The sequence below is a fragment of the Ruegeria sp. HKCCD7628 genome, assembly GCF_057221005.1.
Window position 1 is genome coordinate 1 of record NZ_JBWVBA010000024.1, and the last position, 13,803, is coordinate 13,803.

General features: G+C 53.6%; 14 protein-coding genes. 5 read left to right on the top strand and 9 right to left on the bottom strand.

Annotated features, from left to right (window positions below; all coding sequences use genetic code 11):
• Nucleotides 1-452 precede the first annotated feature (452 nt).
• From AC2TAD_RS21820 to AC2TAD_RS21845, 6 genes are read right to left on the bottom strand one after another with little or no spacing between them, the layout of a single operon-like run.
• On the bottom strand, nt 453-1,391 hold the full coding sequence (locus tag AC2TAD_RS21820) for an HAD-IIA family hydrolase (protein WP_480870593.1): 939 nt from the start codon (nt 1,389-1,391) through the stop codon (nt 453-455).
• Complete coding sequence (phnE, locus tag AC2TAD_RS21825) at nt 1,355-2,170, bottom strand: phosphonate ABC transporter, permease protein PhnE (protein WP_170462143.1); 816 nt, start codon at nt 2,168-2,170, stop codon at nt 1,355-1,357. Before phnE (AC2TAD_RS21825) ends, AC2TAD_RS21820 begins: the two co-directional genes overlap by 37 nt.
• Nucleotides 2,170-2,985, bottom strand: coding sequence for a phosphonate ABC transporter, permease protein PhnE (gene phnE, locus AC2TAD_RS21830; RefSeq protein ID WP_170789601.1), 816 nt, complete (start codon nt 2,983-2,985; stop codon nt 2,170-2,172). Before phnE (AC2TAD_RS21830) ends, phnE (AC2TAD_RS21825) begins: the two co-directional genes overlap by 1 nt.
• On the bottom strand, nt 2,982-3,776 hold the full coding sequence (gene phnC, locus AC2TAD_RS21835) for a phosphonate ABC transporter ATP-binding protein (RefSeq protein ID WP_480721258.1): 795 nt from the start codon (nt 3,774-3,776) through the stop codon (nt 2,982-2,984). The genes phnE (AC2TAD_RS21830) and phnC overlap by 4 nt, the downstream gene beginning before the upstream one ends.
• A gap of 60 nt (nt 3,777-3,836) precedes the next feature.
• Nucleotides 3,837-4,811, bottom strand: coding sequence for a phosphate/phosphite/phosphonate ABC transporter substrate-binding protein (gene phnD, locus AC2TAD_RS21840; RefSeq protein WP_170774133.1), 975 nt, complete (start codon nt 4,809-4,811; stop codon nt 3,837-3,839).
• Between the two features lie 58 nt (nt 4,812-4,869).
• Complete coding sequence (locus AC2TAD_RS21845; RefSeq protein ID WP_480870597.1) at nt 4,870-5,679, bottom strand: DeoR/GlpR family DNA-binding transcription regulator; 810 nt, start codon at nt 5,677-5,679, stop codon at nt 4,870-4,872.
• A gap of 244 nt (nt 5,680-5,923) precedes the next feature.
• Here AC2TAD_RS21845 and AC2TAD_RS21850 point away from each other — a divergent pair, with 244 nt between their 5' ends.
• Genes AC2TAD_RS21850 through AC2TAD_RS21870 form a run of 5 tightly spaced genes read left to right on the top strand, consistent with a single transcriptional unit; the run spans nt 5,924 to nt 11,322 of the window.
• Nucleotides 5,924-6,388 carry an NUDIX hydrolase gene (locus AC2TAD_RS21850; protein WP_480870599.1) on the top strand — a complete coding sequence of 155 codons (465 nt, stop codon included), beginning with the start codon at nt 5,924-5,926 and terminating at the stop codon, nt 6,386-6,388.
• Between the two features lie 57 nt (nt 6,389-6,445).
• Nucleotides 6,446-7,471, top strand: a complete 1,026-nt coding sequence (locus tag AC2TAD_RS21855; protein WP_480721253.1) for an ABC transporter substrate-binding protein — start codon at nt 6,446-6,448, stop codon at nt 7,469-7,471.
• A complete protein-coding gene (locus AC2TAD_RS21860) occupies nt 7,472-9,688 on the top strand; it encodes an ABC transporter permease (RefSeq protein ID WP_480721252.1) in 2,217 nt (738 codons plus the stop codon).
• Nucleotides 9,685-10,755: an ABC transporter ATP-binding protein gene (locus tag AC2TAD_RS21865; protein ID WP_170462129.1), complete on the top strand. Its 1,071-nt coding sequence runs from the start codon at nt 9,685-9,687 to the stop codon at nt 10,753-10,755. Before AC2TAD_RS21860 ends, AC2TAD_RS21865 begins: the two co-directional genes overlap by 4 nt.
• Nucleotides 10,756-11,322: a histidine phosphatase family protein gene (locus tag AC2TAD_RS21870; RefSeq protein ID WP_480721250.1), complete on the top strand. Its 567-nt coding sequence runs from the start codon at nt 10,756-10,758 to the stop codon at nt 11,320-11,322.
• Nucleotides 11,323-11,325: 3 nt separating this feature from the next.
• Here the strand turns inward: AC2TAD_RS21870 and AC2TAD_RS21875 are convergent, their stop codons facing one another.
• From AC2TAD_RS21875 to AC2TAD_RS21885, 3 genes are all read right to left on the bottom strand, one after another.
• Entirely contained in the window at nt 11,326-12,117 is a 792-nt protein-coding gene (locus tag AC2TAD_RS21875) for an inositol monophosphatase family protein (RefSeq protein WP_170462125.1), read from the bottom strand.
• A 781-nt stretch (nt 12,118-12,898) separates the two neighbouring features.
• Nucleotides 12,899-13,279, bottom strand: a complete 381-nt coding sequence (locus AC2TAD_RS21880) for a hypothetical protein (protein WP_170367311.1) — start codon at nt 13,277-13,279, stop codon at nt 12,899-12,901.
• A 114-nt stretch (nt 13,280-13,393) separates the two neighbouring features.
• The coding region (locus AC2TAD_RS21885; protein WP_480870606.1) for a carbohydrate porin at nt 13,394-13,803 on the bottom strand (410 nt) is incomplete at its 5' end.

The window sequence follows — 13,803 nt, forward strand, 5'->3', positions numbered from 1 at the left end:
AATCATAAGTCACGATGCCTGTAATGGGAGCAGAACTGCCGCCCCCGGGCACCACTTAAATTAAACAAAAACATATGCTTACCGTATTTAACGCATTCAATGCGAAGCGCGTTTTCGCGTTTGGGTGACAATTTGGGTGACAGCTGACGAGTTTTGCACCTGAATTTCTTGTAAGCGGACATTGATGGACACCGCAGCGAAGGTCCGCTCCGAGCCCACTTGGACCGATGCTGCGCGATGCCCCAATTGCAGCAATGCGCAGAAAGCGGTCTTTGCAAAGTTCGGAGTGCGGCCCAATCCGGACGTGAGTTTAGAGTTACGTTGTTGCGGAGGGTTCTCCAAAGTTGCCGTTCACATGCGATGTTTCGTTCACATGGTGGGCATGTTCGCAACGCAGGTTCACCCGACATTCGAGTAAACAGAAAGACGTATCCAAGCGGAACGCCTTATTATCAAGGCCGGTTTACAACAAAACTCGGTACTATCCCTGCCTTTTTGATCGCTGCTTCAACATCATGCCCTGCGAAAAAACCGAATCCAGAGATGAGTGCGGAAGCTATGCCTGCATCTCGTGCGCCCAGTATGTCGGTGTGCAAGCTGTCGCCAACCATCAGAATCCGGGACTTGTCGATGTGCCCGAGACGTTGGAAAGCAAGATCATAGATATTGGCGAAAGGCTTTCCAAAGAACTGAGGAGCGACGCCTGTCCGGTCTGCTAGCCGGTGCGCGTAAAGACCGGGTTCCTTGGAAAAACCGTACTCGCGCGGAGCGACAATGTCAGGGTTGCCGACCAATACCGGGCGGGGACGCTCCAGCAAAGCGGCCTCCAACATGGCTTGTCGCGTTTCCGTCCAAACAGCTGACCCAATCATCAAAAAACCGTCGACGGTTTTGTAGGGATTTGGGTCATCCTCCAGATAGGATAGTTTAAGTCCCTCCAGATCCCGAAGACCGGCACTTGGAGTTGCCATCAATCCCCAATGCAACTCACTTTGGCCGTTTAGTTCAGACAACAACGTGGCCCGACTGGTGATCACGTCCTGTGGCGCGAAGTTGTAACCAAGCCTATTGTATTTCTCGATAAGAGTTGTGTGGGGAAACCCTGCTGCATTCGATACGACCAGAACACGTTTGCCGGCGGCTGTCAGCGACCTGACCCGATCCGGTGTTTCTGGGATTGCCGTATCACCAATATTGAGAACTCCGAAGGCATCGAGGAGGAACACGTCAAACTCGTGAGCTATGTCCTCCAGCGTGTCCGCCTGACGATAGCTCACTTCAGTAGGTCTGGTTTGCGGAAGGCGATGTCTTACAGCCTCGTAGGCGTCAAAAGCCTCTTGCGCAGAGAAAGCGGTCAAATGATGGCCCCCCTTACTTTCGCTGAAACCCATTCGCTGATCATAACCGCGACCAGAATTACAATCAGGATCAGACTAACTTGCGGCCAAGCCAGAACGTTGAGCGAAGCCGACAATTGCAACCCGATACCCCCGGCTCCAACCAGCCCGAGTACCGTGGACTCGCGGATGTTGATATCCCAACGGAAGACGGCAATGCCCGCGAAAGCGGGTAGGATTTGCGGTACGATCCCATAGGCCATAACCTGCCAGCGTGAAGCACCGGTTGCCGTGATTGCTTCGACCTGCGTGTGATCAATTTCCTCAATCGCTTCGTAAAGAAGCTTTGCGCAAAACCCGATTGAACGAATGGCGATTGCTATGACACCGGCGAACACTCCGGGACCAATAATCGCAATCAAAAGTAGCGCCCAGATCAACGAGTTGATAGAGCGGGTCGAGACAATGACCAACAGGGCAATCGGTCGGATGAACAACGCCGATGGCGTGGTGTTGCGGGCCGCCAAAAAGGCAACTGGCACTGCCAGGAACAAGGCAATTATGGTTCCCAGGGTGGCAATGTTTAGCGTGTCCCAAATCGGGCGACCCAACTGGGTGATGTAACCCCATTTAGGAGGCGTTGCACGGGTCCAGATATCATTCGCGATGCGGGGCGCGTCCCAGACGAAAAACCAAGTCGTCGACTCTGAGATCAGCTGCCAGCAGTAAACAAAGATCGCCACACCCAACAACCAGCCGAACCAACGGACCAAGCTCTGACCCGTTGTCCGGCGACGCCAGATTTGCGCATCGTCGCGTTCAAGTATCGGCATTACTGAACCCTCGCTCGGATAATTCCCGAAAGGTATTCAAGTGCCATCACGATGCCGATGATGAGAATGAGAATGGCTGCCGCAGTGTCGTATTCATAGCGGTCGAATGCGGTGTTCAAAGTTGCACCAATTCCGCCAGCCCCCACGAGCCCGAGGATCGCGCTTTCTCGGAAGTTGATGTCGATCCGATACATGGAAAGGCCCACAAGTCGCGGCATAACCTGAGGCTGAACTCCGTAGTTGATCCATTGTGGCCAACGTGCTCCGGAGGCCTTAATAGCCTCGGCCTGAACTTTGTCCATAGCTTCGATATCTTCGGCCAGAAGTTTTGAGAGAAACCCGATGGTGGCGAAAGAAAGCGTCAGAAATCCGGCCAGCGGGCCAAAGCCAAAGATAGCCACAAGCAAAATGGCGACGATAATCTCTTGCAATGCCCGACTTATCGCGACAATGCCTCGGCAAATCATGTAGATTGGCAATGGTGCGATATTGCGTGCAGCCCCGAGCCCAATCGGGATCGAAATCAGGATGCCCACGACCGAGGCGGCCACGGTCATCACGATACTCTCCAGAAGGCCACTCCAAATATCTGACCACCGTGAAATGAAGTCTGGGCTGGTGAACGCAAGTACAAACGCCCACCCTCGGTCTAGCCCTTCATAGACACGGCCCCAATCAACTTCGATGGTCTTAAAGGCTGCGACCAGGTAGGCGAAAAAGCCAAGGAGCAATGCCCATCGGAGGAATGGGTTTTTAATAAAGGCAGGCTTACGCCAGCCTTTTCCCAGCATGTCGTCTAACTCGCGATGGCTCATTCTGCAGCCTCGACATCTTCATCTTCGTCCACTTTTTCGATGGTTGCTTCCCAGTCTTCTTCCCCATAGATCTCGGTCAGCTTCTCAGGGGTAAGGCCTGTGGGTAGCCCATCATACACAATTTCGCCAAAGCGGAGTCCCACGACGCGGGGCACAAACATCTGAGCGAGCGCCACATCGTGGATATTAATAATGGCAGCCAATCCACGTTCCTGACATAACTCGGTGATGAGACGCATTATCTGACGGCTGGTCTTTGGGTCCAGCGACGCTGTTGGTTCATCGACCAACAGCAGTTTTGGGTTCTGTATCAAAGCGCGGCAGATGCCGACCCTTTGGCGTTGACCACCCGATAGTTCATCCGCCCGTTTATCCGCCATGTGCAACAGCCCCACCCGATCAAGCAGGCGGAAGGCTTCGTCCACATCAGACTGCGGATACCTCCGTAGAAAGCTGCGCCAGAACCCCACATAGCCCAGCCTGCCGGACAGTACATTTTCCATCACTGTCAGGCGTTCGACCAAGGCATATTCCTGAAAGATCATGCCCATTTCGCGGCGCGCCTTCCGCAATGCACTCGATCCGAGTTTGGTCAGGTCTACATCATCCAAAAGAACACCGCCGCTTGTAGGTTCAACCAATCGGTTAACACAGCGGATCATGGTCGATTTGCCCGCGCCCGAGGGCCCGATCAACGCAAGAACCTGTCCTTTTGGAACTTCAAGATCAATCGCCTTCAGCGCCTGATCTCCGGTCTTGTATGTTTTCGTCAGCTTTTGAAGACGCAGCATGAAATGCCCCAGATTAGGGAGAACAGCGGGCCCTTTCAGGCCCGCCTGATGAGCCAAAGGTTATTGGCAGGCGTAGGAGACGCCATTTGCTGCGTCAATTTTACGAATGACATCCCAGAATTCCTGATAGGTCATCTCAAGGAATTGGCCTTCGTTTGATTTCGAGAACTCAGCTTCAAGTGTCGTCCCCTCCCAATCGAAGCTGAAGAAGGCATTGCGGATCTTTTCCTGCAACTCGGGCGTCAGGTTGTAAACGGTGCCAAACCCAGTGGTTGGGAAAGTCTGCGACTTATAGATTGTAATGACATCATCCTCATTGATCACGTCACGGGAGATCATCCGCGATTTAACCGAATTCGCAATTGAGGCCGCTAAGTAGTCTTTGTTGGCAACACCTAGGATCGAGTTGTCGTGTTTGCCCGAATAGACAGGCTCAAAGTCGCGTTCGGGCAGAAGATCAAAGTCGCTTTTCAGGATCGCGGAAGGAGCCTTGAATCCCGAGTTCGATGTGGGCGATGTGAAAGCCAGTTGCTTTCCCTTGATGTCTTCAACCTTTTCGATGCCCGAACCCGGATAGGTGATGATTTCCATCTCGTAACCAAAATTACCGTCTTTTGAGGCCATGATCGTGAACGGACGGAACCCAGCGCAGTTTACGGCCAAAGGGTTGGAACCGGTGTTGAATCCCGCAATATGCAGGCGCCCTGAGCGCATCGCCTCGATCTGGGCTGCGTTATTCTGGACTGGAAAAAAGACAACGTCCTTGCCTGTTTCTGCTTTCAAATGGTCGAGAAAGTCTGACCACGCAGTTTTGTAAACGGCGGGGTCTTCAACCGGCGTGTAGGCAAAGATCAAGGTGTCTGGATCTATTTGTTCGGAAGGATCTGTGGGGATATCCGCGATCAAATCCCCGTCGGCATCACAAAAACGCTCGTCCAAGTCACCGCGTGGACAATCTTGCGCCGACGCTATTCCACTCATCGACATGAGTGCGATTGCAGATGCCCCAAGCAATAGTTTGATATCGATCTTCATGTTTTCCTCCCAGTCATGTGCGGTGCTTTTTAGCCGCTGTTAATCAGTCATTTCATGTCTATCCGGCGACTAGAACGTCGACCTCGGCGCCCTCAATAGCGTTACGCAATTCTCCTGTTGGTCTTCTGTCTGTGACTATGGAATCCAGGTCGTTAAGGTCTCCTACTTGAGACAGGCCCTTCCGGCCGAATTTCCCGGAATCAACAAGAAGGTGCCGTTTCTCGGCGCGCGTCAGCATCACCCTCTTTACTGCCGCAAAGCCCCGCACTGTTTCTGAAGGACCATCCGTCGAGAACCCGGAGGAACCGATCATGCACCGGTCGACGTTGAAACGGGACAGAAATTCCAGCGTCTCGGTTCCGATAGTCGCAGACTCAGTGGCCAAATATTCCCCTGGGCATAACAGGACTTGTGCAGCCCCATGGCCAAGGGTCATAGCTACGGGAATGGAATTGGTGATTACCGTGCAAGGGGTCCTAATATAAGCCAGTGCACGTGCCATCTCGATGGTGGTCGAGCCGGAATCGATCATGACCGTTTCACCGCTCTGGATCAGTTCAGCCGCTCTGACACCTATCCGTTCGCGCTCGTCAACCTGAGCGTTTTTCCGTTCATCCAAACCCGGATAGTGCCCTTGCGCTGGGGCCGATGCCCCCCCGTGTGCGCGCGCGATCAGACCGTCATTCGACAAAGCATCGAAATCTCTACGTACCGTCTCGTTGGAGACGTTGAACCGCTGGGCCAGTTCGGTGATGCGAACGTGCGGGCGCAGCTTCAGCTCCAACAATATCTGTTGGCGCCGGTCGGATTTCTTTACCCGGCTCTGGTTCTTTTCAGACATTTTGCCGCGCGTTTTTGTTTTGGACATCCGACGACCCGACTAGGCTTCGAAGTCTACTTTTGTGGGCTTTCGGTCATAATGCAATATTTTTTGTTGCATAACCCTCAGAAGGCTGTGAGAATTCGAGCGAACACAAGTACTTCGAAGCGCAAAGCAAAGATGCACAGGCTGATCAAAATCAGAATGCGAGCCAAGGCAAAGCGTTAACCGGCCAACTTGCCATTAAGACAGCTTCCATTTGGGTTTTGATCGTGTGGCATTGAAGGGCAGCATGAGCGACAGCGAAACGGCAGATCAGATTGCGGCGCTTCCGATGCGCTGGGACAAGACTGGCAAGTTGCGCGTTCTTATGGTCACGTCGCGGGATACCGGCCGGTGGGTTATCCCAAAAGGATGGCTAATGGACGGCAAAAAACCATGGCATGCCGCAGAAATAGAAGCGCAGGAAGAAGCGGGCGCGGTTGGTGCCATCTCGAAACGGCCGATCGGCCAATTTTTCTACGATAAGCGTTATGAAGGCAGAAGCAGCGTTCGCTGCCGCGTCACCTTATATCCGTTGGTCGTTGAAAAGCTGAAGCGACGCTGGAAAGAAGAGGGTGAGCGCACGCGTAACTGGTTTTCACCGGCAAAAGCCGCAAAGCTGGTCGAAGAAAAAGACCTGTCACAGTTGCTGAAAAATCTAACAGACAATCATGAAGTCAAATCGGTTGTGAAGAAGCTTCGAAAGGCTGCTTGAGGAAGAGCATAAGAGAACCGGGACGCCCGGACGCATTAAGCTCAAAGGGAGGAAAAAATGAGGAAATTGACATCCACTGCGGTTGGATCACTGATTGCCCTGACTGCGTCACTGTCGGCAGCACAGGCCGATAAGCTGACACTCTATTGTTCGGCGCAAGAAGATTGGTGCCAACTCATGGCACGCAGCTTTGAAGATGCGACTGGCATCGACGTCAACATGACCCGAAAATCGTCGGGCGAGACCTTTGCACAAATCCGGGCGGAAAGTTCGAACCCGAAAGGGGACGTTTGGTGGGGCGGTACGGGTGATCCGCACTTGCAGGCCGCCGAAGAGGGCCTGACAATGGAATACATGTCGCCGATGCGTGATCAATTGCACGATTGGGCGATTTCTCAGGCCGAAAGCGCGGGCAACAAAACGATCGGCATTTATTCAGGCGCGCTTGGGTATGGCTACAATGCCGACCTTGTCGCTGCAAACAATCTGCCCGAACCGGCCTGCTGGGAAGATCTGCTGAAGCCCGAATACAAAGGCCATGTTCAGATGGCGAATCCGAACTCATCAGGTACGGCCTATACGACGCTGGCCTCAATGGTGCAGATCTTCGGCGAGGATGAAGGCTTTGAGTTCATGAAGGGCCTGCATTCAAATATCAACCAGTACACCAAGTCAGGCTCGGCACCGATCAAAGCCGCCGGTCGTGGTGAGAACACCATTGGTATCGTCTTCATGCATGACGCTGTGAAGCAGGCCGTTTCAGGATTCCCGATTAAGGTCGTCGCACCATGCGAGGGCACGGGATACGAAATTGGTTCGATGTCGATTATCGACGGAGCGCGCAACGAAGAAGAAGCGAAGAAGTTCTATGACTGGGCGCTGTCCCCGGAAGCTCAGAACCTTGCTCTTCAGGTCAACGCGTTTCAGGTACCATCGAACAAGGGTGCGGAAACTTCGGATAGTGCGCCTGACATGAGTCAGATCAAGCTGATTGACTATGACTTCAAAAAGTATGGTTCCTCAGACGAACGGAAGCGCCTGTTGCAGAAATGGGACGAAGAGGTTTCGACTCTGCCGCAGTAAATGATTGACCAGACTTCAAAAACGACCCATCCGGTTCTGATCTTCTGGATCACGGCCGGGTGGGTCGGATTCTGCCTGTTGCCCTGGTATATGGTCGACGGCGGCCTTTGGTCGTTCGAGTGGCTTTTGGACGGCTACCCATTCGATGAGGATTATGCCCCCGCTGCGTTTCTGATTGGACAGGGTGAAAAACTTTGGCTCGCTCCGCTCCTGATCGCGCTGGCCCTGCCGCTTCTGGTGCTGAAGCGCACCAAATCCGATCCAATTTATGCCAGCATACTGATCCTGTCAGGGGCGCTTGGTTTCGGCTGGCTGATCGCTCAGGGGTTCAGCATTGGCATCAGAGGCTTCAACTTCAATTGGTTGGAGGCGATGTTTGGCGAACTTGGCGACCGGCAGTTCGGCATGGGCTACGGTGCAATGATATGTGCCTCAAGCTTTCTGTTCCTGCTTACTCAGGGTATCGCGGCAAGGGGTGCCATTAACGGTGACGTCTTTGTCGTAAGCGCCATCGGCGGCGTTATTACAATCGTCACCGCTTTTGTCTTTTTTCCCATCGCGAAGATGCTTTTCGCTGCCTTCATCACCGAAGACGGTGCGTATTCCATTGCGGTATTCTTCTCGAAGTTTTTCGATGATCGACTGTGGGGGCTGGGGTGTTTTCAGGGATCGCGTTGTGGCGCCGCCTGGAATTCACTGTTCCTTGCCATCCTCGTTGGAGTCATCACCACGGTCCTGGGGCTTTGCTTTGCACTGGTTGTGACGCGTTCAGGCTTTCGCCATAAGCGCGCGCTGCGAGCTTTGACCGTTCTGCCAATAATCACCCCGCCGTTCGTGATCGGCCTGGCGCTGATCTTGCTTTTCGGCCTGTCTGGGTCGGTCACCCGGTTCTTTGCCGAGCTTTTCGGCACGCAACCGACACGCTGGCTTTACGGAATGCCAGGCATCCTGATCGCGCAGACACTCGCGTTCACGCCAATTGCGTTTCTTGTACTGATTGGTGTGGTTGAAGGCGTCTCTCCGTCGATGGAAGAAGCGGCCCAAACGCTCCGCGCCAGTAGATGGCAGACATTCAAGACGGTTTCCTTGCCCCTGATGCGGCCCGGTCTTGCAAACGCATTTCTTCTGGGCTTCATCGAAAGCATGGCCGATTTCGGCAATCCGCTTGTGTTGGGCGGGAATTTCGACGTGCTTTCGACCGAGATATTCTTCGCCATCGTTGGCGCTCAATACGATCAAGGCAGGGCCGCGGTTCTGGCTATGGTGCTGCTGTTTTTTACTCTTTCCGCCTTTTATGCGCAGCGTGTCTGGCTGGGGAAGAAAAGCTACACAACCGTCACCGGCAAAGGAGATGCCGGCGTTCATCCGCTGATGCCGACTGGCCTTTCAGTTCCGGTCCTGCTCATCGCTCTGGGCTGGGCGCTGTTCACAATTGTTGTTTATGCGATGATCATTTACGGCAGTGTCGTCGAGTTGTGGGGTGTCGATAACTCGCTGACGATCAAACACTATGTCACCGCATTCTCCGTACGTTTCGAAGAAGATAGCATTCGCTGGACCGGTGCCGCTTGGGACAGTTTCTGGACTACCATAACGATCGCGGCCATTGCTGCCCCATTGACTGCCGCCGTTGGTCTGGTGACCGCTTATCTGCTGACCAGGCAAAGTTTTGCAGGCAAGAACGCTTTCGAATTTGGAACAATGTTGTCCTTCGCTATCCCCGGAACAGTGATCGGCGTCAGCTACATCCTGGCCTTCAACGTTCCGCCAATTGAAATCACGGGTACTGGTGTCATTCTCGTTGTCAGCTTCATCTTCCGTAATATGCCGGTTGGCGTTCGTGCGGGGATAGCGAGCATGTCGCAGCTGGACCGCAGCCTTGATGAATCCTCGCTGACCCTTGGTGCAAACTCGTGGCAGACGTTCCGAAATGTCATCCTGCCGCTGTTGCGCCCTGCGATACTTGCTGCGCTTGTTTACAGTTTTGTCCGTGCCATGACGGCGATCTCGGCTGTCATCTTTCTGGTCAGTGCAGAATATGACATGGCGACCAGTTACATCATCGGTCGGGTCGAGAATAACGACTATGGCCTTGCGATCGCCTATTCGACGACGCTGATCTTTGTGATGCTCGCGGCGGTCGGTTTACTGCAACTACTCGTTGGCCGGGTCCAGATTGGTCGACGCACGCAACACGGAACGGAGGCATCGCGATGACCGACACCAAAATCGGTTCCAAGGCCGCCCCGGTACGCTTTGAGAACGTGTCGAAAGTATTCGGTAAGGACGTCGTCGCCGTCGACAACATCAACCTGCATGTCGAGGCAGGAAAACTCGTCACATTGCTTGGTCCGTCAGGTTGCGGAAAAACAACGACTCTGCGCATGATTGCTGGGTTAGAGATGGCAAGTTCGGGCAAGATCCTAATTGGTGATCGGGATGTGACCAAATTGCCCGCCACCGACCGCGATGTTTCCATGGTGTTCCAGTCCTACGCGCTGTTCCCTCATATGAGCGTGTTGGAGAATGTGAAATATGGCCTTACATTCTCGGGCTTTGCAAAGGATGAAGCCCGCAGCCGCGCTCTATATGGATTGGAACTGGTCGGTCTTCAGGGGTTCGACAACCGTCTTCCCTCTGAACTCTCAGGGGGCCAACAACAACGTGTTGCCGTCGCCCGCGCGCTGGTTCTTGAGCCTCAGGTTCTGCTGTTCGACGAGCCGTTGTCCAATCTCGATGCCAAGCTTCGCCGTCAGGTGCGAGAGGATATTCGGGCAATCCAGCAAGATCTTGGTTTGACAGTTGTTTACGTGACCCACGATCAGGAGGAGGCACTGGCGGTCTCGGATGAGATTGTTGTCATGCGCAACGCAGCGATCGCCCAAATGGGCACACCACGCCAGCTTTACGATGCCCCGAACGACCGATTTGTTGCCGATTTCATAGGTGAGGCAAACCTTTTGAATTGCCAAATCGTCGATATCAATGGAGACGCGGCAACGATAGAAATAGAAGGCTACCGCCACACGCTGCCACGTCGCGGTTTGTCAGAAGGAAACGCAACCATTGCTGTGCGACCCTCACGCCTGGTGATCGGCTCAGACCAAGGCATACCAGCCAAGGTGGCTAAGGCGACCTATGTTGGCGTTCGGATGGAATATACGCTGATCGGTGCATTCGGTCAGGTTTTTGCCGTACACGATGACGTCGATGCGCCGCTTGAACCCGGCACCGAAATCAGAATGGGTTTTGCTGACAAAGGGCCCGTTCTTTTACCGGATTAAATGCCGAAACTCATAATCATCACACACCCCGAGGTCTCTATCGATCCGGCCGTCCCGATAACTGAGTGGGGCTTGAATGCCTTGGGCCGTAAACGCGCTGCTGAATTTGCAACCAGTGGAATCCTGTCCAACGTCACGCAGATATGGACCAGTGGCGAGCGGAAAGCCCGCGAAACAGGTGAGATTCTTGCTGCACCACGAACGCTGCCCGTGAATTGCAACTTGGGTCTTGGTGAGAACGACCGCAGCGCAACCGGTTACTTGCCTCGATACGATTTCGAGGCAGCGGCCAATGTTTTCTTTGCTCAGCCGGAAAGTAGCTATCGCGGTTGGGAACCAGCGACCGAAGCACAGATACGCATTCATCGGACAGTCACTGAGATTATCCAGTCGCATGATGCCGGGGATCTTGCAATCGTAACGCATGGAGCAGTGGGCACATTGCTTTGGTGCGCACTCTCGAATTGTTCGATAGACCGCAAGCACGACCAACCCTCACAAGGCCATTTCTGGCAGGCTGATTTAGCTACGCTCAAGCCCGATTCATGTTGGGTCTCTTTGGCATAGGCGCTAAGCTTTCCAAGCGTTCTCTGCGATCTCACGCAACGTCTCGAACACATCTGGTGTCCCCACGATCACGCGCCCGCCGTCTCGGATCATCGCATCGGCGTTCTGATCCTCGACAACACCACCCGCTTCCGAAACCAGCAATTGCCCAGCCAGACAATCCCAAGCATTCATGTGCTCCTCCACGTAACCCAGAAGGCGCCCGGCAGCGACGTAAGCGAGAGAAAGCGCTCCGCTGGCGTTTCTGTGAAACATCGCCCCTTGCTCGATCAGATCCTCGATAACGGGTAAGACATGACGGCTCTCAATCCGGTTCGAGTATCCCACAGCAACAGTTCCGTCGTGCAACGGCACTCCTAACGCGACGCTTATCGGTGATCCGTTAAGTGTCGCTGTTTCTCCGCGAGTTGCGACAAAAGTTTCATCTACATTTGGATCATGGATCACACCAATCTCCGTTTGGCCTTCAGTGACACCAGCCAGAACAATGGTCCATGCAGGAATCCCGTTCACGAAATTCGTGGTCCCATCAATTGGATCGATGACCCAGTCAAAGTCACTCTCTCCGGCTACCGCGCCATGCTCTTCACCGTATACGCCATCTTTGGGCCACGCCTCCGCGATCCTTTGACGAATGAAAGTCTCGACGTTCCTGTCCGCCTCGCTCACCCAGTCCTGAGCGCCTTTTTGATCAACAATAAGATTGACCCGATCTGCAAAGAACTTTTTGGCAAGTAGCCCAGCCTCCTCGCAGACTTCGGTGGCAAAGTCTCTGCGTTCTGAAAGTCGAGACATAGGTGCTCCTTTTCGGTTGGAGAGTTGCCCAAAAACATTGTAGGCCAAGCGAAGACTTGGCAACCACATAGTCTTTTCGCTTGCTTCAGGTGCCAATATTGGCTCCACAAACCCTGAGTTCTTAGTGTCTACGATCTTCTCCGCGATCAACCTCCCGATCGATAGCTCTCTAATTTCCGTTTGCATTGCATGTAGAACCGACTTGCAGAAGCGCAGATAAGATCCTGAAACACCCACCCTTTGAATGTCGGCTTACTTGCCGGCGCTCAATTTGGTCTGTGCGTGCAACAAAGGTCGGCACTCCATTCGAACCGCAAATCTGAAGTGTCCGCTTTGGGCTGACTACGGTCCTTTGGAGAAAAAATGCGGATGGCTGCAAAGTCCACACAGCGGTCGCTCGCGACATTTCGGCGAATGTCCGCACCGAGCCCAAAATTGACTGATGCTGCGCGAAGCTCCAATGACAGCAATGCGCAGAAAGCAGACTTTGCAAAGTCCGGTTGACCACATTGTCCACCAAAGGCGACAGTTCTGCTTCGCGACTGGGCTATACATAGCCCTCAAAGCGTATTGTTTGCGGGACTTCAGTTGCACCGTTTTCCTGAGCGAGTAGGGCGCGTGCTGACGAAAAGGTAGCAAGCGCAAAAAGAACAAGAAGGGCCTTTATCATCGTAGCGCCTCGGATCCGGGTTTTGAACTTGGGCCGGGGTTCACAAATGATCGCCCCGGCCAGCGTCAGGACAAACGAGGTAGTTCTTGCCCTGAAACATCGTACTTTCGTCTAGTTGAGAAGATCACCGACGATGCCGACGGCATCGACAACGGTAGACAGATCATTCGTAACTTCGAGGACTTCGCCATCGACCTGAATGTAGCGGTTTCCTTTGCCGGGCTCCCCCAGCTTCCATTTGGAAAGGTCCCCAATTTCTTCGAACTCCAGATCAGATGGGAGCTTGGCACCGCGCGTGTAGCGCTTGATCTGGCCAGGCGGCACAGCCTTTGGGCCTTTGCCGGGTTTGTCTTCGATCTGAATGCTGACATCACCGTTCTTGCCCCCCTTGTTCGGCTTTTTACCCTTGTTGTCTTTGGCATGGGCATCGCCGCCTCCAAGGATGAAAAACACAACTGCTAAGGCTGCGAGAATTCCGTAGGCGATCTTCATAGATTGTTCCTTTGCTTCCCAACTTCATTCGACCGGCGTTGAAAATTCCGGCACGCGCTTGATCTCTCTTAGTTGCCCTTTGGCACACCCCTTAGTGACTGCCTTCACCCCGCATTAGAAAACTATCCGGGTTCTTAGACCGAACAGGGTAATCCGGTCCTGATCGGGATTTAGAAGCGGGTCGGAAATGAATTGTACCGATGGCGTAATCTGCAATCCGGGTGAGATTGAAAAACGGTAGAAAGCTTCAAGCGTGAACTGATCGCCATCTATGCCTCTTGCTTCGGCCCAGTTTAGGCCCAGACCGGCCAAATCGGTGTTGCGACCATAGTAGCCCAGACCTGCAGAAATCGACCGTTCATAAAGCGCTGCGGTCCCCTTCGAGGCCCCAGCCCGAAAGAACGGCATCCACTTATTGTCAACAAACCATGCGGCAGAAAACGCAGCGCCGTAATCTTCTGGACGGCTACCATCGTCAGCCGCATCCGCATGCCAAAGGGTCAAATGGATGTTGTCGAAGTAGA